The organism is Campylobacter sp. BCW_6464 (assembly GCF_001762775.1).
GTDB classification, from domain to species: Bacteria; Campylobacterota; Campylobacteria; order Campylobacterales; family Campylobacteraceae; genus Campylobacter_D; species Campylobacter_D jejuni.
In genome coordinates this window covers 86,917-107,775 of sequence record NZ_MJXM01000046.1, presented here as the reverse complement: position 1 = coordinate 107,775, position 20,859 = coordinate 86,917, and the positions used below count along the sequence as shown (strand labels likewise).

36 protein-coding genes and 1 tRNA gene are annotated in these 20,859 nt (G+C 28.2%); 12 read left to right on the top strand and 25 right to left on the bottom strand.

Going from position 1 to position 20,859, the window contains the following annotated elements; genetic code table 11:
- Positions 1-119 precede the first annotated feature (119 nt).
- The 5 genes from rpsL to AJ885_RS04945 all read left to right on the top strand — a co-directional run bounded on the left by rpsL (position 120) and on the right by AJ885_RS04945 (position 4,623).
- The gene (gene rpsL, locus AJ885_RS04965) at positions 120-506 is read left to right on the top strand and encodes a 30S ribosomal protein S12 (RefSeq protein ID WP_002782934.1); all 387 of its coding nucleotides are present in this window, start codon (positions 120-122) and stop codon (positions 504-506) included.
- 69 nt (positions 507-575) lie between these two features.
- On the top strand, positions 576-1,046 hold the full coding sequence (gene rpsG / locus AJ885_RS04960) for a 30S ribosomal protein S7 (RefSeq protein WP_002779471.1): 471 nt from the start codon (positions 576-578) through the stop codon (positions 1,044-1,046).
- 12 nt (positions 1,047-1,058) lie between these two features.
- The gene (fusA, locus tag AJ885_RS04955) at positions 1,059-3,134 is read left to right on the top strand and encodes an elongation factor G (protein ID WP_053872511.1); all 2,076 of its coding nucleotides are present in this window, start codon (positions 1,059-1,061) and stop codon (positions 3,132-3,134) included.
- A 28-nt stretch (positions 3,135-3,162) separates the two neighbouring features.
- Positions 3,163-3,239 (top strand) — tRNA-Arg (locus tag AJ885_RS04950).
- 181 nt (positions 3,240-3,420) lie between these two features.
- On the top strand, positions 3,421-4,623 hold the full coding sequence (locus AJ885_RS04945) for a tyrosine-type recombinase/integrase (RefSeq protein ID WP_044778815.1): 1,203 nt from the start codon (positions 3,421-3,423) through the stop codon (positions 4,621-4,623).
- Here the strand turns inward: AJ885_RS04945 and AJ885_RS04940 are convergent.
- The 14 genes from AJ885_RS04940 to AJ885_RS04875 form a co-directional block, all read right to left on the bottom strand.
- Positions 4,620-4,790, bottom strand: coding sequence for a helix-turn-helix transcriptional regulator (locus AJ885_RS04940; RefSeq protein WP_002864902.1), 171 nt, complete (start codon positions 4,788-4,790; stop codon positions 4,620-4,622). The genes AJ885_RS04945 and AJ885_RS04940 overlap by 4 nt on opposite strands.
- The gene (locus tag AJ885_RS04935; protein ID WP_070280853.1) at positions 4,783-5,325 is read right to left on the bottom strand and encodes a pentapeptide repeat-containing protein; all 543 of its coding nucleotides are present in this window, start codon (positions 5,323-5,325) and stop codon (positions 4,783-4,785) included. The genes AJ885_RS04940 and AJ885_RS04935 overlap by 8 nt, the downstream gene beginning before the upstream one ends.
- Position 5,326: 1 nt before the next feature.
- A complete protein-coding gene (locus tag AJ885_RS04930) occupies positions 5,327-6,004 on the bottom strand; it encodes an antA/AntB antirepressor family protein (protein WP_070280851.1) in 678 nt (225 codons plus the stop codon).
- Positions 6,005-6,147: 143 nt separating this feature from the next.
- Positions 6,148-6,777 (bottom strand): hypothetical protein, encoded by a 630-nt coding sequence (locus AJ885_RS10660; RefSeq protein WP_079860278.1) that lies wholly within the window; start codon positions 6,775-6,777, stop codon positions 6,148-6,150.
- A gap of 10 nt (positions 6,778-6,787) precedes the next feature.
- Complete coding sequence (locus tag AJ885_RS04920; RefSeq protein WP_002861640.1) at positions 6,788-7,627, bottom strand: hypothetical protein; 840 nt, start codon at positions 7,625-7,627, stop codon at positions 6,788-6,790.
- Between the two features lie 53 nt (positions 7,628-7,680).
- Entirely contained in the window at positions 7,681-8,433 is a 753-nt protein-coding gene (locus tag AJ885_RS04915) for a DNA-methyltransferase (protein ID WP_052819867.1), read from the bottom strand.
- Between the two features lie 2 nt (positions 8,434-8,435).
- The gene (locus AJ885_RS04910; RefSeq protein WP_070280850.1) at positions 8,436-8,771 is read right to left on the bottom strand and encodes a hypothetical protein; all 336 of its coding nucleotides are present in this window, start codon (positions 8,769-8,771) and stop codon (positions 8,436-8,438) included.
- 2 nt (positions 8,772-8,773) lie between these two features.
- On the bottom strand, positions 8,774-9,214 hold the full coding sequence (locus tag AJ885_RS04905; RefSeq protein WP_002801610.1) for a YopX family protein: 441 nt from the start codon (positions 9,212-9,214) through the stop codon (positions 8,774-8,776).
- Entirely contained in the window at positions 9,195-9,473 is a 279-nt protein-coding gene (locus AJ885_RS04900) for a hypothetical protein (protein ID WP_002874351.1), read from the bottom strand. Before AJ885_RS04900 ends, AJ885_RS04905 begins: the two co-directional genes overlap by 20 nt.
- Positions 9,454-10,152 carry a hypothetical protein gene (locus AJ885_RS04895; RefSeq protein WP_052773603.1) on the bottom strand — a complete coding sequence of 233 codons (699 nt, stop codon included), beginning with the start codon at positions 10,150-10,152 and terminating at the stop codon, positions 9,454-9,456. Before AJ885_RS04895 ends, AJ885_RS04900 begins: the two co-directional genes overlap by 20 nt.
- Positions 10,152-10,889, bottom strand: coding sequence for a hypothetical protein (locus tag AJ885_RS04890; RefSeq protein ID WP_002873576.1), 738 nt, complete (start codon positions 10,887-10,889; stop codon positions 10,152-10,154). The genes AJ885_RS04895 and AJ885_RS04890 overlap by 1 nt, the downstream gene beginning before the upstream one ends.
- A 1-nt stretch (position 10,890) precedes the next feature.
- Positions 10,891-11,745 (bottom strand): lambda-exonuclease family protein, encoded by an 855-nt coding sequence (locus AJ885_RS04885; RefSeq protein ID WP_070280848.1) that lies wholly within the window; start codon positions 11,743-11,745, stop codon positions 10,891-10,893.
- The gene (locus AJ885_RS04880; RefSeq protein WP_070280846.1) at positions 11,735-12,478 is read right to left on the bottom strand and encodes a phage regulatory protein/antirepressor Ant; all 744 of its coding nucleotides are present in this window, start codon (positions 12,476-12,478) and stop codon (positions 11,735-11,737) included. Before AJ885_RS04880 ends, AJ885_RS04885 begins: the two co-directional genes overlap by 11 nt.
- On the bottom strand, positions 12,475-12,657 hold the full coding sequence (locus AJ885_RS04875) for a hypothetical protein (protein ID WP_002900944.1): 183 nt from the start codon (positions 12,655-12,657) through the stop codon (positions 12,475-12,477). Before AJ885_RS04875 ends, AJ885_RS04880 begins: the two co-directional genes overlap by 4 nt.
- A gap of 145 nt (positions 12,658-12,802) precedes the next feature.
- Here AJ885_RS04875 and AJ885_RS04870 point away from each other — a divergent pair, with 145 nt between their 5' ends.
- Positions 12,803-13,012: a hypothetical protein gene (locus tag AJ885_RS04870; RefSeq protein WP_002861647.1), complete on the top strand. Its 210-nt coding sequence runs from the start codon at positions 12,803-12,805 to the stop codon at positions 13,010-13,012.
- On the opposite strand, the gene AJ885_RS10480 is transcribed toward AJ885_RS04870, so the two are convergent.
- The 5 genes from AJ885_RS10480 to AJ885_RS04855 all read right to left on the bottom strand — a co-directional run bounded on the left by AJ885_RS10480 (position 12,988) and on the right by AJ885_RS04855 (position 14,826).
- Positions 12,988-13,146 (bottom strand): hypothetical protein, encoded by a 159-nt coding sequence (locus tag AJ885_RS10480; RefSeq protein WP_002900946.1) that lies wholly within the window; start codon positions 13,144-13,146, stop codon positions 12,988-12,990. The genes AJ885_RS04870 and AJ885_RS10480 overlap by 25 nt on opposite strands.
- Positions 13,143-13,397 (bottom strand): hypothetical protein, encoded by a 255-nt coding sequence (locus tag AJ885_RS04865; RefSeq protein WP_002795984.1) that lies wholly within the window; start codon positions 13,395-13,397, stop codon positions 13,143-13,145. The genes AJ885_RS10480 and AJ885_RS04865 overlap by 4 nt, the downstream gene beginning before the upstream one ends.
- Positions 13,388-13,657: a hypothetical protein gene (locus AJ885_RS04860; protein ID WP_070280844.1), complete on the bottom strand. Its 270-nt coding sequence runs from the start codon at positions 13,655-13,657 to the stop codon at positions 13,388-13,390. Before AJ885_RS04860 ends, AJ885_RS04865 begins: the two co-directional genes overlap by 10 nt.
- A gap of 229 nt (positions 13,658-13,886) precedes the next feature.
- The gene (locus AJ885_RS10475; protein ID WP_002786775.1) at positions 13,887-14,057 is read right to left on the bottom strand and encodes a hypothetical protein; all 171 of its coding nucleotides are present in this window, start codon (positions 14,055-14,057) and stop codon (positions 13,887-13,889) included.
- A gap of 496 nt (positions 14,058-14,553) precedes the next feature.
- A complete protein-coding gene (locus AJ885_RS04855; RefSeq protein ID WP_070280842.1) occupies positions 14,554-14,826 on the bottom strand; it encodes a hypothetical protein in 273 nt (90 codons plus the stop codon).
- A gap of 51 nt (positions 14,827-14,877) precedes the next feature.
- Here AJ885_RS04855 and AJ885_RS10470 point away from each other — a divergent pair, with 51 nt between their 5' ends.
- A complete protein-coding gene (locus AJ885_RS10470; RefSeq protein ID WP_002881938.1) occupies positions 14,878-15,018 on the top strand; it encodes a hypothetical protein in 141 nt (46 codons plus the stop codon).
- On the opposite strand, the gene AJ885_RS04850 is transcribed toward AJ885_RS10470, so the two are convergent.
- Complete coding sequence (locus AJ885_RS04850) at positions 15,008-15,199, bottom strand: hypothetical protein (protein ID WP_070275116.1); 192 nt, start codon at positions 15,197-15,199, stop codon at positions 15,008-15,010. The two genes, AJ885_RS10470 and AJ885_RS04850, sit on opposite strands and share 11 nt — an antisense overlap.
- A 180-nt stretch (positions 15,200-15,379) precedes the next feature.
- Between AJ885_RS04850 and AJ885_RS04845 the strand changes: the two genes are divergently transcribed.
- Complete coding sequence (locus AJ885_RS04845; protein WP_070280840.1) at positions 15,380-16,150, top strand: SEL1-like repeat protein; 771 nt, start codon at positions 15,380-15,382, stop codon at positions 16,148-16,150.
- A 53-nt stretch (positions 16,151-16,203) separates the two neighbouring features.
- On the opposite strand, the gene AJ885_RS04840 is transcribed toward AJ885_RS04845, so the two are convergent.
- The 3 genes from AJ885_RS04840 to AJ885_RS04830 form a co-directional block, all read right to left on the bottom strand.
- A complete protein-coding gene (locus AJ885_RS04840; protein ID WP_038401091.1) occupies positions 16,204-16,545 on the bottom strand; it encodes a hypothetical protein in 342 nt (113 codons plus the stop codon).
- The gene (locus AJ885_RS04835) at positions 16,527-17,120 is read right to left on the bottom strand and encodes a hypothetical protein (RefSeq protein ID WP_070280838.1); all 594 of its coding nucleotides are present in this window, start codon (positions 17,118-17,120) and stop codon (positions 16,527-16,529) included. Before AJ885_RS04835 ends, AJ885_RS04840 begins: the two co-directional genes overlap by 19 nt.
- A gap of 111 nt (positions 17,121-17,231) precedes the next feature.
- Positions 17,232-17,963 carry a helix-turn-helix transcriptional regulator gene (locus AJ885_RS04830; protein WP_070280836.1) on the bottom strand — a complete coding sequence of 244 codons (732 nt, stop codon included), beginning with the start codon at positions 17,961-17,963 and terminating at the stop codon, positions 17,232-17,234.
- A gap of 140 nt (positions 17,964-18,103) precedes the next feature.
- Between AJ885_RS04830 and AJ885_RS04825 the strand changes: the two genes are divergently transcribed.
- Together AJ885_RS04825 and AJ885_RS04820 are read left to right on the top strand one after the other, a co-directional pair.
- A complete protein-coding gene (locus tag AJ885_RS04825) occupies positions 18,104-18,319 on the top strand; it encodes a hypothetical protein (RefSeq protein WP_002795974.1) in 216 nt (71 codons plus the stop codon).
- Positions 18,306-18,494, top strand: a complete 189-nt coding sequence (locus tag AJ885_RS04820; RefSeq protein ID WP_002784000.1) for a hypothetical protein — start codon at positions 18,306-18,308, stop codon at positions 18,492-18,494. The genes AJ885_RS04825 and AJ885_RS04820 overlap by 14 nt, the downstream gene beginning before the upstream one ends.
- Here the strand turns inward: AJ885_RS04820 and AJ885_RS10465 are convergent.
- Together AJ885_RS10465 and AJ885_RS10140 are read right to left on the bottom strand one after the other, a co-directional pair.
- The gene (locus AJ885_RS10465) at positions 18,491-18,640 is read right to left on the bottom strand and encodes a hypothetical protein (protein WP_002785586.1); all 150 of its coding nucleotides are present in this window, start codon (positions 18,638-18,640) and stop codon (positions 18,491-18,493) included. The genes AJ885_RS04820 and AJ885_RS10465 overlap by 4 nt on opposite strands.
- Before the next feature lie 135 nt (positions 18,641-18,775).
- Positions 18,776-19,141 (bottom strand): hypothetical protein, encoded by a 366-nt coding sequence (locus AJ885_RS10140; protein ID WP_002784008.1) that lies wholly within the window; start codon positions 19,139-19,141, stop codon positions 18,776-18,778.
- A 42-nt stretch (positions 19,142-19,183) separates the two neighbouring features.
- On the opposite strand from AJ885_RS10140, the gene AJ885_RS04810 reads away from it, so the two are divergent.
- Together AJ885_RS04810 and AJ885_RS04805 are read left to right on the top strand one after the other, a co-directional pair.
- Positions 19,184-20,185, top strand: a complete 1,002-nt coding sequence (locus AJ885_RS04810; protein ID WP_070280834.1) for a hypothetical protein — start codon at positions 19,184-19,186, stop codon at positions 20,183-20,185.
- Between the two features lie 10 nt (positions 20,186-20,195).
- Complete coding sequence (locus AJ885_RS04805) at positions 20,196-20,846, top strand: hypothetical protein (protein WP_070210050.1); 651 nt, start codon at positions 20,196-20,198, stop codon at positions 20,844-20,846.
- Positions 20,847-20,859 lie beyond the last annotated feature (13 nt).

The window sequence follows — 20,859 nt, the reverse complement described above, 5'->3', positions numbered from 1 at the left end:
TTTTATCAATAGCCCTTTTTTAGGGCTATATTTCCTCATTTAAATATTTTTTAACTAAATTATAAGCAAAAATTAGATATCATCCAAAGTTTATTACATTTTTAAAGAAAGGAATTATTGTGCCTACCATAAATCAATTGGTTAGAAAAGAGCGCAAAAAAGTTTTAGAAAAATCTAAATCTCCAGCGCTTAAAAATTGTCCACAAAGAAGGGGAGTTTGCACTAGGGTTTATACTACAACACCTAAAAAACCAAACTCAGCGTTAAGAAAAGTTGCCAAAGTAAGACTTACTAGTGGCTTTGAAGTGATCAGCTATATCGGCGGTGAAGGTCATAACTTGCAAGAACACAGCATTGTTTTAGTGCGTGGCGGTAGGGTAAAAGACTTACCAGGGGTTAAATATCACATCGTTCGTGGTGCTCTTGATACAGCAGGTGTTGCAAAAAGAACAGTTTCTCGTTCTAAATATGGTGCTAAACGCCCTAAAGCAGGCGCTGCAAAATAATCATTCATACAGACAAATCCGTTAGATTTGATTTTGTTTGAGTAAAATTTAAAATTTGAAGGAAAAATAATGAGAAGAAGAAAAGCTCCGGTAAGAGAAGTCTTGCCTGATCCGATTTATGGTAATAAAGTAATCACAAAATTTATTAATTCTTTAATGTATGATGGTAAAAAAAGCACAGCTACAACAATTATGTATGGTGCTTTAGAAGCTATTGATAAAAAAGGTGGCGAGAAAAAAGGTATTGATATTTTTAATGATGCGATTGAAAATATCAAGCCTTTATTAGAAGTGAAATCTCGTCGTGTAGGTGGTGCAACCTATCAAGTTCCAGTAGAAGTTCGCCCTGCTAGACAACAAGCTTTGGCGATTCGTTGGATTATTTCTTTTGCAAGAAAAAGAAGTGAAAGAACTATGATTGATAAACTTGCAGCTGAGCTTTTAGATGCTGCTAATAGCAAAGGTGCTTCATTTAAGAAGAAAGAAGATACTTATAAAATGGCTGAAGCAAATAAAGCATTTGCTCACTATCGTTGGTAAGAAGGAGTGTGTATGTCAAGAAGTACTCCTTTAAAAAAAGTTAGAAATATCGGTATTGCTGCTCACATCGATGCGGGTAAAACGACTACATCTGAAAGAATTCTTTTCTTTACAGGCATGAGTCATAAAATCGGTGAAGTTCATGATGGTGCTGCAACTATGGACTGGATGGAACAAGAGAAAGAGCGTGGGATTACTATCACTTCTGCGGCTACAACTTGTTTTTGGAAAGACCATCAAATCAACCTTATTGACACTCCAGGCCACGTTGATTTTACAATTGAAGTTGAAAGATCTATGCGTGTTCTTGATGGTGCTGTTGCGGTATTTTGTTCAGTGGGTGGGGTGCAACCTCAAAGTGAAACAGTTTGGAGACAAGCAAATAAATACGGTGTTCCAAGAATAGTATTTGTAAACAAAATGGATAGAATCGGTGCAAATTTTTACAATGTAGAAGATCAAATTCGCAACCGTTTAAAAGCTAATCCAGTTCCACTTCAAATTCCAATTGGTGCTGAGGATAATTTTAAAGGCGTAATCGATCTTGTAACTATGAAAGCTTTAGTTTGGGAAGATGATACTAAGCCAACTGATTATGTAGAAAAAGAAATTCCAGCTGAACTTAAAGAAAAGGCAGAAGAATATCGTACAAAAATGATAGAAGCAGTTTCTGAAACTTCAGATGAGTTGATGGAAAAATATTTAGGCGGAGAAGAATTAAGCCTTGAAGAGATTAAAACAGGGATTAAAGCAGGATGTTTAAGTCTTTCTATCGTTCCTATGCTTTGCGGTACAGCGTTTAAAAATAAAGGGGTTCAGCCTTTACTTGATGCTGTTGTGGCTTATTTACCAGCTCCTGATGAAGTGGCAAATATCAAGGGTGAATATGAAGATGGCACAGAAGTTTCTGTAAAATCAACCGATGATGGCGAGTTTGCAGGACTTGCATTTAAAATCATGACAGATCCATTTGTAGGACAACTTACTTTCGTGCGTGTTTATCGCGGTTGTTTAGAAAGCGGTTCTTATGCTTATAACTCAACTAAAGATAAAAAAGAAAGAATTGGTCGTTTGTTAAAAATGCACTCTAACAAAAGAGAAGAGATTAAAGTGCTTTACGCAGGAGAAATTGGTGCTGTTGTAGGACTTAAAGATACTTTAACAGGGGATACTCTTGCAAGTGAAAAAGATAAGGTAATCCTTGAAAGAATGGATTTTCCAGATCCAGTTATTTCTGTTGCAGTTGAGCCAAAAACTAAAGCTGATCAAGAAAAAATGTCTATTGCTTTAAATAAATTAGCACAAGAAGATCCAAGTTTTAGAGTTTCTACAGATGAAGAAAGTGGTCAAACTATTATTTCAGGTATGGGTGAGTTACACCTTGAAATTATCGTTGATAGAATGCTTCGTGAATTTAAAGTTGAAGCTGAAGTAGGTCAACCACAAGTTGCTTATCGTGAAACTATTAGAAAAGCTGTTGAACAAGAATACAAATACGCTAAACAATCAGGTGGTCGTGGTCAGTATGGACATGTATTCTTACGCCTTGAACCACTTGAGCCAGGTAGTGGATATGAATTTGTTAATGATATCAAAGGTGGGGTGATTCCAAAAGAATACATTCCTGCAGTTGATAAAGGTGTTCAAGAAGCATTACAAAATGGTGTTTTAGCAGGTTATCCTGTAGAAGATGTTAAAGTAACTGTTTATGATGGAAGTTATCACGAAGTGGATTCATCTGAGATGGCGTTTAAACTTGCTGCTTCTATGGGCTTTAAAGAAGGTGCTAGAAAAGCAGGCGCTGTGATCTTAGAGCCTATGATGAAAGTCGAAGTAGAAACTCCTGAAGATTACATGGGTGATGTTATTGGCGATCTTAACAAACGTCGTGGTCAAGTAAATAGCATGGATGAGCGTGGTGGAAATAAAATCATCACAGCATTTTGTCCTTTGGCTGAAATGTTTGGTTATTCAACTGATCTTAGAAGTCAAACTCAAGGTCGTGCGACTTATTCTATGGAATTTGATCACTATGATGAAGTTCCTAAAAATGTTGCGGATGAAATCATCAAAAAAAGAAACGGTTAAATTTTTAGCGGGATTTTTCCCGCTTTCTGTCCTCGTAGCTCAGCAGGATAGAGCGCAAAATTCCTAATTTTGAGGCCGTGAGTTCGAATCTCGCCGTGGACACCAAGTAGTAATTCATTAAGTAATATTAAGATGCAAAATACACTATTTTAACAACTTTTCTACATTAAAATTTTTCATTATGATTGAAATTTTTTCTATTTTTTCTTATAATTTTGTAGCCATTTATGTAGCCAAAGTAAAAAAGCTAATTCTGGCTACAAAAATACTAAAAAAGGTTTTTTTAATGCTAACTCAAAAAGATATAGACAATTTAGAAATAAAAGATAAAAGGTATATGATTAGCGTAGGAGAACCAAAAGAATTATATGTCCGAGTTAATCCAACAGGTAAAAAAGTTTTTTATTTAAGAGCTTCAAAATTTAAAAATTTTATAACAATAGGGGAATGCCAAAAAGGTGTTTTAAATGTTACAAATGCAAGAGAAAAAGCAAAAGATCTTTTAAAATCAATGTATGATGGAAAATTTATCGGCAAAAATGATAAGGTTATGACACTTGAAAAAGCAAATTTTCTTTATGTTGATATAAAATCTAAAAAATTAAATTCAGCTACAATCAAAAAAGAACAGTCAATTTTTAAAAAATATATTATTCCAACTTTGGGACAAAAAGATATAAATGAATTGAAAAAAGATGATTTTCTACCTATTTATGATTTAATGCAGAAAAAAGGAATATACGAAACAATAAATAAAAATATATCTTTGCTATGTAGGATATTTGAGATTAGTAGACAAAGAGGTGACTTAAAAACAGATATAATACTTCAATTGAAAGATTTAAAGAAATTTTACAATGAAGCAAATCACAATAAAGTTAAACATTTTAAAGCTATAGTAGAAGAACAAGAAATAAAAAATATGTTAGAATGTATGAAAGAATATAAAAATCATCCACGGACAAATACAACTATAATTAATGCAATTTATTTTACGCTTTTAACAGCACAAAGAAGTAAAAATATTCGATTTGCTAAATGGAGTGATATTGACTTTGAAAACAATCTTTGGATTATAAAAGCAGATGAAATGAAAGTAAGAACTAATGGTGATAATATTATTCCTTTAAATAAATATGCTTTAAAGATACTAGATATACAAAGAATTTTAAATGGAGATAAAAAGTATATTTTCGCTAATAATAATGGAACTATTAGCGAGAATTTTGCTGTAAGATTTTTTAAATTTTATAATTTAGAGCACACTATACATGGATATCGTTCTACTTTTAGAAGTGTTTATACTAATAAAAGCAATGAGTTAATTCAGCAAGGTATTAGTAAAGATATAGCAGAAATGATATTACATCATATAAGCGGTAATGAAATAGAAAGGGCTTACAACAGAGCCAAGGCAATTGATTTAAGAGTAAAACTTATGCAATGGTATGGAAATTACTTAAACTCTCTTTGTGAGTTTTGCTTTTAATGTCTTTTAGCTTTAAGCCATTTTTCTATTTCTTTTATTTCATATCTTATGGATTTTCCTATGCGAATGTAAGGTATTTTACCATCTTGTCTTAACTTAAATAATGATGTTATACTAACTCCTAAATATTCGCTCAATTCTTTTTCTCTAAAATATTTTTTAACCATTTTCAACTCCTAATCTTTTATCTATAATTTCAAAAATAGTATCCTTGTAATAATTCCAAAGCCATTTCTGTTCTTCATCTTCTAAATCATCAACGCTTAAATTACGCCATTCTTTTATTGTTTTAGTATCACACCCTAAATTCATCATAGTTTTTGTAAAAGTCATAACATATGTATCAACGACAACACTAAAGATATTTTTCATATCGCCTACACAATCCCTAAGATCTACATTTTCAAATATACAATTTTCAAATTCTGTTCTTAAGAAATTACAAAAATTAAAACTTGCACCGCTGAAATCACAATCTATAAAAGATGTATTTTTGCTTGAAATATCATTTAAATTAGAATTTTTAAAACTAGCTCCATTTATAAATGCATTATTAAAATCTAATCCACTTAAATTTATATTTTCCAAGTTTGCATTATTTAAAGAAATCCCTTCTAAAATACAATACTCAACTAATTCTTTTTCACTTTTCCTATCATCTTCGATAATGATAGTTTCATCAAGTCTTTTTAAAATTCCCATTTTAACTCCTTAGCATCTTTCTCCATTTTTCTTCGTATTCATCATAATTTTTCCAATAAATAAGCTCTTTTTCAAGCTTATTTAAAACAGCTTCAAACACTAAATTTTTGCCTATTTTTTCTGCAACTAAACTCATTTCCCACTCTTTTATGCAAAGCATATCATAATCCTTGGCTAAGATTTTTCTAAGTTCTAGTAATTCTTCCTTGCTAAGTTTTCTTTTAAAGCTTAGCTCCTTTTTATTTTCTAAGTCGTATTTAAGGGCTTTAATTTTGTTTTCATAATGTTCCTTTTGTTGTTTAAGCTGTGATTTATAACCTAAGCTCTGTCTAAAAGCTAGTTTTTGCATCTGTTCAGCTTCAAGGTTTTTAAGGCGTTTTTCGCAGTCTATAAAATAACGCCTCGCTTGTCTTCCCTTTTCGTTATTCTCAACCATGCAAAGCTCTTTTGCCATATTTAAGGTTACATAGTATTCTTTGCGAGGGCGACCTTTTGTATAAACAAGTTCTATTATATAGTCTTGGTTTTCAATGAAGTCGTAGTGACTTATACGATTTTTAATCCAGTTCGCATATTCTTGCTCTGAATTTAAAAATTGGAATATTTCTCTTGCATTAGCCGAATTTATTTCAGCACCTATTGTTTTATCATTGTAGATTTGAATTTTCTGTATTTGCATTTGATATACTCCTGTATTGTTTTAATCTACAAAAGTATAATAAATTAATATTTATAAATTGCTTAAATATTTTAAAGTATTTATATAAAGTATTATAATATTAAAATAAAATACTTTTTGATAAATTTATCAAAAAGTCTATTTTAAATTTTCTCTATCCTTTCTATCAATAAATGATAAATATATGTTGTAAGTGGAACACCTACTTCATCTGCTTTTTTTTGCAATTCATTTTTTAATTTGTCACTAACCTTTAATTGTATAAGATTGCTACCTCTGCTTTCTTTTTCTACTGAAGAAAAATGTAAATCAAATATATATTTATAGCTATCTTTAAACCATTCTATCCACATACCTACAGATTTTCGATTAAAAAACAAATTATCATTATCTTCTAATTGCCATTCTTTATATATACTATATATTTTTTCATAAGGGTTTGTTTCCTGTATATGGATTTTTAAGCCATAGTCCAATAAAAATTCGTCAATTTCTTTTTTGAATTCTTTTTCTGACACAATCAATGTTGGTCTTAGATACTTTATAATCTTAGAAGATAATTCATTTACTATATTATCCGATGGTTCTTTTTTTGTTCTTCCTAAAAAACTATCTTTTATACTATATAAAAAGTTAAGGGCTTGTAGCATTTGTTCTTGATTGAGTCCAAACTTATCATTTACTATATCTATACTTTCTGCTATAACACCTTCATCACCTGCTGAAGTTTCATTTTTAAATATTTCTTTTCTATATTTTTCTAAGTTTTGCATTAATTCTCCTTTATTTAAATAAACTTTTTTCTTGTGTATAACTTGGCTCAATAATGCCTTTGATATCTTCTAAAAAATATTCATTTTCTAAAACTTCCAAATCTTTGCTAATATAGGTTTTAGAAATTAAAACGCCTTTTATCTTATCCCCGTAAGATAGTTTTATACTTCTGTCTTTGAGTTTGTTTTTAAAATTTTCATCATTGATTTTAACTTTTATAACCTTGTCGTTAATAATTTCCCATTTACTTTCTCCGGTTAAATCTGGCTTTTTTATTATAAACGCACCTTGCATTTTACTTATTTGCTCCTTAACTCCATCAGCTGTTTTTGGGTTATAATCAAATGTTTCACTTATTCCATATACTTTTTCTTCAAATATTATCATAGGTTTATGTTTAAACTCCTTTGCTTTATGTGTTAGATCTGATACACAGGTTAATAGATTGGTTTCATTATTGTTGTATCCAAAATCTTTTAAGTCGCTTTTTTCTATAATGTTTTTATATTCTTTTGGAATATCTTGGCATTTTTTATCTTGTATTTTCTCTAAAATCATTTTTTTAGATTTTATAAGCAAATCAGCAAGTAATTCTCTCGGATTGCTAATATAATGTTTTATATCATCATCGCTTATTTTGTTAAGTTTTTCAGCAATCCATATTCTTATAGAGCCTTTTTCTATAGATTTAATTTGAATATTTATATCAATTTCTATACCAAAAACAGATACTAATGAATTATTCAACTTATCAATACTTAGTAAAAAATCTGTAATTTTTTGGAAAAATAATGTAGCATTTTCTTCATTAAAATATTCAAATCTTAACTCATAAGTTTGTTCTGACATGTATTTCTTTCTTTATTAATAATTATTCTTTTATTATTTTATCAAAATTTTACTTAAGCAAATAGACTTCTTTCTATATGTTTAAACATAATTTCATTAGCACTTTTAAAAAAGTCTTTTTTAATCTCAAAGCCATAAGCTTTGCGGTTTAAATTTGTAGCTGCTAAAAGAGTGCTTCCGCTTCCAGCGCATGGATCTATAACAACATCACCTGCATCTGTAAAAATAGTGATTAATCTTTCTAGCAATTTAATAGGCTTTTGTGTGGGATGTACTTTAGGAATACCTTCATCTTTTTGCCAATCCATGCAGTTATAAATCATCTTTCCATCATTGTTAAATTTTGGAAGTTTTTCACGATATAAGATTAAAGCATATTCACAATTTCCAACTATTTTCATATTTGCTTTTAAAACTTGAGATGAGCTTTGTTTTCTAAAAACCAAATTTATATAATGATTAAAGCCATATTTTTTAGCTACTTCAATTAACATTACTTGTTGTTCAAAAGAGCAAAAAACAATCATGCAAGGACTTTTACCGCATTCTTTAGGTTCTTTTATAAGCATTTTTGAGCAAAAGTGCATAAATTCGCTAACTCTAAAATCATTATCTGTATCAAAAAATGCCTTGTTTGCTTTTTTGCTTTCTCCATTTTTATTATCCCCATTTATATACCATTCAGGAGATGAAGCATAAGCATTGTTTCTTAGATTATAAGGAATATCAGCTATTACAAGCTGTGCTTTTGGTATATTATATCTTTTAAAATTTTGAAAATGGTCGTTATATAAATTTAGTTTCATTTTTACTCCTCAGCTCCCTCGCATTCAGTGTTTATTTCTTTTAAAGTTTTCCCAGATTTGTCTTCATATATTATTGTTATCCTATAACTATACTCTCCATTTTGTTCCGAGTAACAAGGAATAAAGAATGTTCTGTTTTTATCTCCAAATCTGAAACCATAATCATTTGGCACCAGTTGAAAACTTTCTTCATCAAAGTCATAATTTAACGCTGATGGTTCTAATTGATCCCACTTTGCGTAATTGTATTCACAACAACTTTGACTATAAGTGTCCCACAATGAGTTGCCATTGTCGAACACAATTCCTTCATCATTTCCATATTTAATTATTTTCATCTTCATCCTTTCAATAATTCTTTATTTTCGTGTATATTGCCTACGACATATACATCTTCAATTGTTTTATTATTTTTATGTCTACGAAGGTCAAATAAGTACCCACCATCTCCATTAGATAATTTAGAACACAATCCCAACTCCATATCAAAACAAATAATTTCATAAAATATTTCTGAATTTTTTTCATTAGTAAATACTAAGCATTCTATAATATCTCCTATATAGATTTTATTACCTTTGTAATCATAGTAGCCTGTAAATAACTCTATCTCTAAATCATTCTTATTCTTTACAAACTCTACTTCATTAATTCTGTCAGTTTCAGTAAATGTGGCTCCTGCTTCTACAGGAGATTTGTCATATTTATGAAGTTCTATTTCATTAAGATATCTCTTTTCAGTATTATCCCAAATTCTAAAATCAAAGTCTTTTAGTTTCATTTTTATTCCTTAAAAATTTTTCAACATCTTCAAAAGCTTTAATAATAAGCTTTTTTTCATGAAAGTAATTTCTTCCGCTTGGCTTACTTTTGTAAATTTTGTAAGCCTTTCTGAGTTCTTTTTTACTTATGTGATTTTTATAATTTATTTTTTCAATTGCAATCCCATTGCTTCTTAAAAAATGACAAAAGCAACTTCTCCTCTCGCTAAATGGAACGATTTTTACAATTTCAAGATAATTAGAACGGCAAACTTTCATCATCATCATCTCCTATTTCGATATATTTTTCATTGTTATTGTTTTTTACTTCATTTCCATAAGGATTATAGCTTTGATTTTCTTTTGGAATAAATGATTTATTATTGTCGTTATTTAAAGATTTATGCCTTGCTTTAAAAGATTTTATAGATAAAGGCTCTTTATTATTTTGAAACTCATCCATGCTTTGCATTTTTTCATTAAAAATTCTATCAAGAAAGATTTTGTTAGCAAGTTCTCCATTTTTACTTAAATATTCTTCTGTTCCAAAACCTAAAACTAAAAGTTTATTAACTAAAGAATTTAGATAAATAACTTCAGTCTGCACCCCAAAAACATTCTCATTTCCCTTTTCGCTAAAATCAAGTTCATCAATTCCAAAGAATTTCATAATAGCATTTAATTGTCTAAATCCTAAATAATTTTCTTTTTCTCCATTTTTATTGATATAGCTAAAATCGTTATTTTTAGCTACAAAAAGATTAAAAATAGCTAGTTTTTGCTCTTTTCTGGTTAAAAATTCAAAACAAATAAAAGTATTATTGCTTCCATCGCTTGCCAATTTATCATATAAAAAGGCTTTGCGGAAAACTCCGCTATAAAGCCCACCTTCACTTAAATACTCTACGCTTGGCGAATAATTTGCCACTTCAAAACTTGCCTTAAATGCTGGTAACATTATAATCCTCCTTTTAATTGTGTTAAAAATTCATCTTTATTACTTAGAACTTCTTGTATTTTTTCACTTGTAAATAAAGAATGTTTTTTTATAAAATTGTTTTGCTCTTGGGTGTTTAAACCATTATCACTCATAAATTTTCTAAGTTCAGCACCTAAAGCTTTTATCTCTTTTGCTTTATTTTCTAAAGCTATTTTTTCATCACTACCCCAAACTTTTAAATCTTCATTTGGATTTAAAAATCGCTTTTCCTTTATTGTTTCTAATTCACTTTCATCAAGCATTCCAAGTCCGCAAATACTTAAGGTTACACGCCTTTTTGCTTTTGTGATAGCTTTCATTATTGCGTTTGCTAAATTATCGCCACCTAAATTTTTAATATTTAAAGCACCTGTATCGCAATCAGTTCTTCCATCTGGTGTTGCTGCGTAGGCTGTAACCATATAAATATCGCCAACTTGTGCCACTTCTGTTTTTGTAATACTTACTTTTCTTATTTGTCTTAGCTGATCTGTTGCTGATTTATTTGCATATAAAGTAAGTTTGCCATTTAATACTATATATTCAAAAGGCTTTGTAAGCATGTTTAAGCTTAAACTTTCACAAAGATTTTTAACATAACTCGCTCGTTCTACATCACTAAGTTTTGATAAATCACCTTTTACCAAAGCCAACTCATAAGGATTAAAATTTATTTCTAATTTATTTTCTTCTTTTAATACAACTTCATTACTCATTTTATGCTCCTTTTTTGATTTTTAAACACATTGAAATACTTTCTTTATAAAACTCTTTAGGCACAGTAATATTTTTTTGCTCTAAAAAGCCCTTATAATCAATTGTAGTTCTACTTTGCGGATAAATTGTAATATCCAAACATCTTGCTTTTTCTCCATTTGCTAAGGCTATGAGTTCTTTTTTAAGACTTTCTAGCTTTTCTTTAATAGGTTTAATCGTGTTTTCAAGCCTTATAATTTCAATCGTTAGATTTTTTGCTTTAGTATCTTCAAGCTCTTTATATTCACTTTTTTGATCTATGATATAATCTAATATAAATTGCTTTATATTTTTAACCAACCATTCTTGATAAGCTTCATCTTTTGAAACTTCGCACTCTACAATCTCTTCTTCTTTATTCATGGCTACAAAAATGCATTTTTCTTTACCACTGATATAGAGTTGAAATTGCACTTGAGCGTAGTATTTATCACTTGGCTTTTTATTTCTTTTGATAAAATCATACTCATCTTGCGAATATTTAAACTCATAAACAACCCCATTTTCATCAATACCATCTAAACTTGCTATAAACATTTCATTTTCTAGACTTTGCAAAACTACAGGAGTGATACTCACAGAATGTAAAAACTCAACTCTAGCTCTAATCAAAGCTTCATAGTTATTGCCTTTTTTCATAGTTTCATTTTGATAAACTTCTTTAAGTCCCAAGATGATATCTTTTGCTTCTTCTTTGGAATTAAAAGCACCTTTGATACCTACGCAAGATGCTACCATCGATGCACCTATTTTTCCTTTTCTAAAATTTAACCATTCATGGCTACCTTGTTCTAAGTCGATTATTTTATACTGCATGATTAATTCCTTCTAATAATAAATTTGCGATTTTAATTTGTCCTTTGCCTGTGATTTTCGTTGTGCTTACTAATCTATCTCCATTTATTGTGCTGATAGTTGTTTCACTTACTTTAAAAAGCCCTTGCTCTATGCATTTTTGATAAGGTTTGTTATCACTCATTAAAAAGCCATTATCCCTTAAAAAAGCAAAAAGTCTTTTTTCTCCGATTTCAATTTTATTTTTTTCATAAAGTATTTTTGCGAAATCTCTTATTAAAATAGCATCATTAGTATCTTTTATACGATTTGCAAAGTGAATAAGTGGTGCGTTTTCTTTGGCTTCATTTTTTAAATTTACATTTTCAATTTGAAGCTTTTCATTTCTCTCTAAAAGTTCTAATTGCATTTGCAAACTTTCTTTTAATGAAAGCGGTTTATAACTTTGTTTTTTAAGCTCATTTTCTAAGTATTCTAATCTATCGATTATCTTTGCTCTTAGCTCAACACTATATCCACTCACTAAAATCAATACTTCTCTTTTTGGTAAGCGGTAACACTTGTAAGATTGTTTATTTTGTGTGTTTTGGTAGGTGTCTCCAAATTTGGATATACCCCCTTCAACCACTTTTTCTAAGTAAGTTTCTATATCTCTTATAACATGAAAATGTTCTTTTCCTGTAAGTTCTGCTATTTCCAAAGAAGTTAAGCTTATTTCTTTATTTTCATCTTTTTTAAAAAGTTCTAAATTCATTTTTCATCTCCTTTTAATAATTTTAAAATTTTTTTATCTCTAGCCTTGTTATTTTGAATATAATTATCAAGGCAACAAAATATACTGAAAGCAAATTCCAATACTTCAAAATTAGTCAAATCTTTTTTACCTTTAGTTGCTTTTGTTAAACATTCTAAAAACTTTTCTTCTTGACTCATTGGTATCCTTTTGTAATTTTTTGTATTCTTAAGAATTACAAAATTATATAAAATTATTTTTGTATTGTCAAGTAATACAATGTATGCTTTACAAAAAAAACTTTTTTTTGTAAAATTACAATAAATTACAAAAAAAGGTAAATTAATGGAAGAAAATCAAAAAAATAATAAATCCGAAATAATATCAGTAAGACTTGATACCTTGACAAAAGAAAAGCTTGCTTTTATATGCGAACTTGAGTATCGCCCTATGGCCCTGCAAATAAGAAAAATCATTGAAGATTATATAAAAGATTATGAACGAAAATTCAATCTTACAAATAGAGAAGATTACCCTGGATATTTTCCTTGGTAGTTTTTAACATAATCGCTTAAAATTTTAACTATTTGAGTTGCTAAAGGGCGGTATTCTTTATCTGCTATTTTTTGCAACTCTTCTTTTAATTCTAATGGAATTCTTATACTTAGCGGTTTTGTTTGTCTTTTCATAATTCTTTATCCTTTAATCTTTTTACTTCTTTAATAGCTTTATCATCATTTTTAAAAACGCCTATAAGCCCTAAAGCATCAAGTATTTTTATACGAAAATTACTAAGTTTTACATTGATTTTAATTTCTTCTTCTAGCTTCAATGAAATTTCATTTATAGCAGTATCTTTTAATGCTATTACACCTTTTAGCCTTTGAATTTCTTTTTCTAAATATCTTATTTTTTCATTTTTTTTACTATTTAAGAACATAGTTTCGACCTTTCTTTTGCATAAAGAAGCTCATAAATTTTATTTTGCAAAGAGCTAATTTCTTTTATATTTTTCATATTTGCTTCTATTTGGTCTTTTAACTCTTTTAAAAGTTCTATTTTTTCATTTTCAAGATTAGAAATTTTAGTTTTTAAAGATTTATTTTCATCTTTTAAATACTTATTTAATTTCATTTCTTTTCTATATTCATCTTTACTTAGTTTTATGATGACTTGTTCTTTCGTGTGATAAGCTTTCATTTTTTCTCCTTTTAGATTAATGCTTAAAAGGGACAACTGAGTTCTTTAAAATAGTAGAAATAAAACAAAAAGGTAAATTCTCAAGTAGTAAAGTTGCCCCATTTAAGCATTAAAGGAGCTTAAGAAAAGCCAAGAGCCTTGCTCTCTTGGCGTGAGTATTGTTTAAGTATAGGCTAAGCAAGGCTATTCTATAATTTTAGTGGTTTTTTAGTTTAGTTGATTGATTATTTCAATCAACTTTTTTACTATTTCTAACAATAAAAAAGCAATTTTTAAAAACTTCTCTATCATCAAAAACAGCTCCTTCCCCACCAAGAGAAATTAGCCACTTAAACAATGTTATTTTATCAAATTTATTTTTATTTTTGATAAAGCCGAGTAAATCCGCAAGTCTCGGCATTGTATAATCGTTTAAGTTTATGCTAAGCGGATTTGGTTAAAATTTGTCTGTGTTTTATAAAAGTGTGGCTATTTAATTGTAAAGTCTTAATAGCTCTAAAACTAATTGTAAAATTAGAATTAAAATAGTTATTAATTTTTCAATCATTTTAGCCTCCTTTCTCAACACCGAGACAAGTTAGCAACTTAAACTTTATAATTATACAAAATATTTCTTAAACTCTTGATTTTCTGTCGTTTTTAAAGTGCAAGAAAACCTTAAAAATAGCACTATAAACAATAATAACGAGCCAAGTTTATGGATAACTTGCTAACCCTTCCGCTATGTTATTGCTATTGTTTTATCCGAAATAAATTCGTTTAAAACCGCTTTGCTAAAGCCCCCGTCCCACTTCGTGGGTAAGAGTAAAGCAAAGAAAAGAACATTAGCAATTAAGCTTAATTTCCAAGCGGTCAAAAGCTTAAGAAAGCCCTTTTTTAAAGGACTTGTTAAACTTTTAAAAAAGCTTTTTGCAGTGTTTTTCGAATTTTCTAACTCTATCTAAAAGCTCATAAGCATTTCTTATAAATTCATCTCCATAAGCCTGTAAGGATATTGCTATTTCTTCATCATCTTCTAAGCTTATTTCCAAAGAGTTTTTAAAATCTTGCAAGTTTGCAAATATATTTTCTAAATTCTCTTTGCTTTCAAACTCATTTGTAACTAATTCTTTTGTTTGGTTAGAAATTCTTTTTTCTTCTCTATCAAAGTAAAAATCTGTAAAACTCATTTTTTATCCTTTTTTTAATTATAATCACTTTCACTCTAGGAAGGTGATGTAATGGACGAAATACAAAGCTTAAAAGCTCAACTTAATAATCTTCTTTTAAGAGTTAGCGAGCTAGAAAGTAAAGTCGCAACTCTTGAAAAAAGACTAGATGACAAAGATTTTCAAGTTTTAAACGAAACTCCTAATCTTTGAGAGAAATAACAAATCCTTTGTTTTCAAACGCTTCTTTGGTGATTAAGTTTTTAACTGCATTATGAAGAACATTAGCTAAAAACTCTTCCAAAGAAGCGTAACTTTTTGAATAATTTCTTTCAAAGGCTATTTCTAGCATTTTTTTTAAATCAGGTCTTAAATCTAATTTAATCTCTAGCATTTTTTATCCTTTTTGTTTTGTTGAAATAATTGTAGTATTACTACACTTAAACTATGCTTAAATAATAGTAGTATTCCTACATTTTTTAAAAATATTTTTTTGGTATAATTTCTTAATAGGAAGATGAAAAATCAAAAAAAATCTTTAAAAATATTTTTAGAAAATTGGAAGGATTAAAATTTGAGAATAATACTAGCTTTATTTATATATATTTACGCCTTTGGGATAGATGTATGCAAAGAAAAAGAAATCGAAATGTCTATATATATAAATAAATATACAAATGCGTATGAAAATAAAAATTTAGGTTATTCAGAAGAAAAACTATACAAAAAATCTTTTAGTGATTGCTATGATAAAAAGAATAAAGAAGCTTGTTTGTATATTTATAATAATTTTGCTATAGATGGAAATTTTAAAATTGAGAGCAATATATTTAATTTGATTACAATAATGACTTATGTTGGTTTAACTCTTGATATAGACAAAGATAAAAAGTATAAAGAAATTAATCGCTTGATAGCTTTAGATAGTTGGAAAAAAGCGTCAGAATTGATAGATTTTGTTTTGAGTGAAACCAATGATACAAAAACTATAGAGGGGCTAAAACTACTAAAAGAGATGAGTGATTTTGAAATTAATCGGGCTTATGCGTGTCCTTTGTATTATAATGATAAATTACAATCTGATGCAATAGACATGCCTTGTGCCTGTAAAAAAAATACTGCACTTTTAATAAAACCAGATACTATAAAACGAGCTTTTTTAAATTTAAAACTTTTATGTGATAAATACAAAGATAGCGTGAGTTGTGGAGTTGTTGGTGGACTTTATGAGAATGGAAAAGGTGTAAGGATAAATTTTAAACAAGCAAAAAAATATTATGGTTTAGCTTGTGATGGTGGTTATCAACTTGGTTGCGATGGATATAAAAGGCTGATGGGGTATTGAGAGGTTGTAGTTTAAATATTTATCCGCATATTTCTTTAGTGTTTTTTTATAATTCAATTTCTATTGTAGTTGGTTTTGTGGTATTCTAAAAAAGCTTTCATTTCATTTTCTGTTATATTAACTTCTTGGCATATGAGTTTAAAAATTCTACTTTTTATGCTTTTTGGAAATTTAGTAGAGTCTTCTTGTGGTTTAACGACTGCATACAAATCATTTAGTTTATTCTTGTCAATACTTCCTACAATGTCGCATATATCTTCAATGCTTGAGTTTTCATCTAAGCTTGAGAGATGTTTTTTAAGATAAATGCCAAAAACTCCATAAATATATGTTTCATTTTTATAAGTATCCTTTAAAAATCTAATTATTTTACTATTTAAATCTGGAATAGGCACTCATACTCCTTAGCTCTTTCTCTAATAAGTGCAAATTTTTGTTTTTCTCCATCGGTAATATTTTTATATACCGCTTCTATACCTTTTCCATATTCAATAATATCAAAATCTTCTTTAAATAATGAAGTGTCAAAACCACCTGTAACTTTTATAAAATCTTCATCTAATATGGTTTCTAATATATTTTTTGTTGCTAAAGATGAATAGTACACTTTTAAATCAGCATCTTCAAATCTTGTAAAATTTTTATCATTCATTCTTTTTTTAGAAGTTGCAATTGTTTTATTTAATTGTTTAATAATTTTTCTTATTTTTTGCTTTTCTTGTATTTTATTTTTTCCTTCAAGTGTTAAAAAATAATTTTGATTATATAAACTAGCATAAAAAGCAAACTCATTTAACTCTATAACTTCATTGCATAATTTAGTATAATTTCCCATTTTAATAGCTTTTGAAGGTTGGATATTTTCTTTTACTTCCATAGGTAATTTTGCATTATAATCAGCATTTAATGTATTTGCTGACATAAGTATAGTCATAGCACATATAGAAGTTTTTAAAACTTTATTAAGCATACTCTACCTCCTAAAAAATATTTAATATTATACTAATTATTTTTTAAATATAATCTTTAAGTAAAATGAAAATTAAAATTTATCACAAACAAGCTTATGATTTTATATTCATCATCCCACCACTTCTATAAAATTTTTAAAGGTTTCAATCGCCATTTTTGATACTACAGCACCTAAGATCTCACATTGTTCAAATTCGCTATTATCTACTTTTTTATCTTCATATTTTTTATTTTCAGAAACTAAAAAAATATAATCTGCAAAAGGTTCTTTTTTAATTTTTTTACAAAATAAATCATCGTTTTTTCTAAAAATAACAATATCTGCATTTGAAATAGTTTGAAGTGAATTTTTGCTTCTATCTATAATAATAAAATCTCCATTAGATAAAATAGGTTCCATGCTATCGCCATTAATTTTTATAATATCATAACTCTTCTTTATAGGTATATCTAAAATTTCTTTTAGAAAATTTTCATCAACGGAAACTATTTTAACTTCTTCACTTTGAGATGAGGTTCCAAGTCCTGCACTTGCATAAATATCTGGAAAATATCTGAAATTTATTTGATTATCATCTTGTAAAAAAGATTTTATACTATCATTTACTGGAGCAAGTTTACTAACTGGTACTTCTAAAACTTTTGCCATAGTTATAATATTTTTGTAATCTTCAGGTTGATTGTTTTCACTTCTATACCAATAAGTTATTCCATCTAAAGTGATTTCATATCCATTTTCTGAAAGCATCTGTGCAAATTTTGCTCTGCTTATTTTTTTTTCTTTTAAAATTTGTGATAAATATTCTTTATCAAGCTTATAAAATGTTTTATTTTTTTCCATTTTTTATCCACCTTATTAATTGTAGTAATTATACATCGACTATTTAAAAAAATATATGTAGTATATTTACATATTTTTTAAACTTAATTTTATAGTAGTTATGCTACATTTTTAAAAATATTTTTAGGAATTGTAAGAATATGAATAGAAAAAAATTGAAAAAAATACTACTCTCTTATTATAGTAAAGATGGTGTTGGAAGTATTTTGAGCTCTAGAATAGGAATTAAAGTTCAAATAGCTGGGGAACTTTGGGAAAAACATCAAATACCTCCAAATATTTGGGGTAAAAATAATAGGAATAAATTGCTTAAATTTTTAGGAGAAAAAGAAAGGATAGAGAATGAAAATGATTGAGCTAAAGGTTAAGATGCCTGATGAGTATTTTGAACTTTTACAAAGTGTGGCAAATGATGGCGGATTTAATAGTATTAATGAGCTTATTACGGATAGGATTGCTCATTTTTTAAAATTTGAAAAATACTATAGAGAACTAGGTAAAAAGGATATTCTAAGCCTTGATAAGACTTAGATTTCTCCTAAGTAATTTGGAGTTTGGGTAGAGTATGGTTTAGGTTGTGCAGCTTGTTCTAGTTGTTTTATCCTGTTTTCTAACTCTTCGATTTTTTCCATAAGATAAGGGATGTTTTTTAACAAGTTTAAATCTTTGTCATCCATTTTGATAAGTCCTTTCTTGATTTGGTGTAAAAAAATTATAGCAAAGGACTTTTTAAAACGGATTAAGGAATGAAATGCTTGAGAGATTGATTGAGATTATAGGATTATTTATTTTTACTTTGATGATGTTGCATTTTAGACTGTTTCTAGTGGCTGGTATTTCGGCTGGGATTTTAATATCTTGCATTTATCATTATCTAAAACGCATTTTTTATCACGGTAGTAAGGACAAATAATGTATTTAAATTTATCTTTTTTAAAAACCATTTCAAAAGGAGTTTTTTTTGTAACTAATTTATATCCTAAGTTAGGATATAGTCTTTTTGTCAAATCGTTTTCTAGCTTCATATCTTTAATACAAACTCTTTTTAGTTTTTGTTTTTTAGTCAAATATAGAAACAAAGGACGGATACTTAAACCAAATAAAACACCTATCAAAAAATATACTAAATTTTCTAAAGTGGCGGTTTTTAGCATTTCGGATAAGAAAGAATTAAACATAAAAAACCTTTTTAATTTAAATTATAACATAAAGGAGGGTTGGTGATACCAAGTTTTATAGCTAGCTTTGATGTGGCTATCGGGCGAAAAAGATTGAGAGAAAGAAAAGGCTATTTGAAATTATCAAACACTATAGCTTATGGTGGGCTTAGTGTTGATGCTCTGGCATTGTATATTCAATTAGCAAAGCTTAGTGAAAAAACGATTGTAAGTGAAATCTATCTAAGAGAGTTTATAAAAGTTAAAAATAATCAAAGAATGAGTTTAAATAGATTAAGAATTGCCAAAAAAGAATTAATCGAGCTTAGGCTTTTAGAAATTAAAAAGGTTAGAAATGGATCTTTAAATTTTTATGAGTGGATTTTAAAAGATGAAAATTATCAAGTCAAAAAGCATTTTAACAAATCTTTATCTTTGCTTAAAAACAGTGATGAAAAGCTAAGCAAAACTCTTAAAAATAATGCTTCATCAATCGACAGAAAATTAACCACTGAAAACGAAAAAAATCAAAAATCCCTATATATAGAAACACACACGCACGCACGCGATAATAAATTTATAAATAATATAAATATTAATAATAATAAATTTATAAAAAAAGAGAATTTAGAAAATTTAAAAAATAATCAAGAAAAGAAAGAACGCGTTTTTAATCAAAACGCCTCTTTTGTAGTGAGCTTTTTAAAACTTGATGAAAAGGAATGTGAAAAAATGGCAAAAAAAGAATTTAAAGTCCCAAATGCTAATGAGCTTATGGGGCAAATAATAGCTTTTAATGAGAAAAATGGCACAAACTTTGGCGAAGAGTTGGCTAATGATTTTATAGGTTATTGGGATGCTAGAGAGTGGAAAAGAAATGGAAAAAGAATGTCAAGTGTGGCAGGAAGTCTTTATACTTGGCTTAAATATGCTAAAGAAAATGAAGCAAGAAAAAATCAGCGTTTTAACAGAAAAAAAGAAGCCAATCCTAGTGTGGTTGATAGCTTGATGGAGTATTACGGAATGAAAGATGAAAACAAAGACAAGATCTTAGGATGCTTTTAAGGAGTAAAAAATGCAAGAAAAAATACAAATTTTAATGGACTTATTGGAAATTAATAAGGCTCAGGCAACTGATATTGTAGGTAGATATCTCAAAAGCGTTAAGGATATTCATGCTTTCTTAGATTTTTATTTCGAAACTTTAGAAAGAGAGAATATCGTAGGGACAACCTATGAGAAATTAAGAAGAGTTTGCAAAAGAGCTGAAATCGAGTTTAAAAAGCGTTTTGAAGACAAAGAAATTTTTTTAGAATGGTTAAAAAATAAATATAAAAATAGTCCATTTTTTAGATTGCTTGAAAGTGATTTTAAATACTCATATGTTTGTTATGATGGACAGGGCAACCTTTTTAAACGATTAGCAGAATCAATTAATATGTTGGTTTGTCTAAATAATTTTGGAGAATTAACCTACGAAGATGGAGAAATGCTAAAAAATAACGAATTTAAACACGCTTTAATAGATTTTATATTTAAAAATCAAGAGCGCATAGGAAAAGATATATATATAAATACTTCTTATAAGATAAAAGGATATACATCTTTAAGCCATGAAGAAGAATATAATAACTTTAAGAAGGTGCAGAAAAAATTTTTTAAGGAGAATCAAGAAGAATTTCAAAAGAAAGTAAAAGTCAAAATGGCTTTTAAAAATATAAGCTAAATTTAAGAAAGTC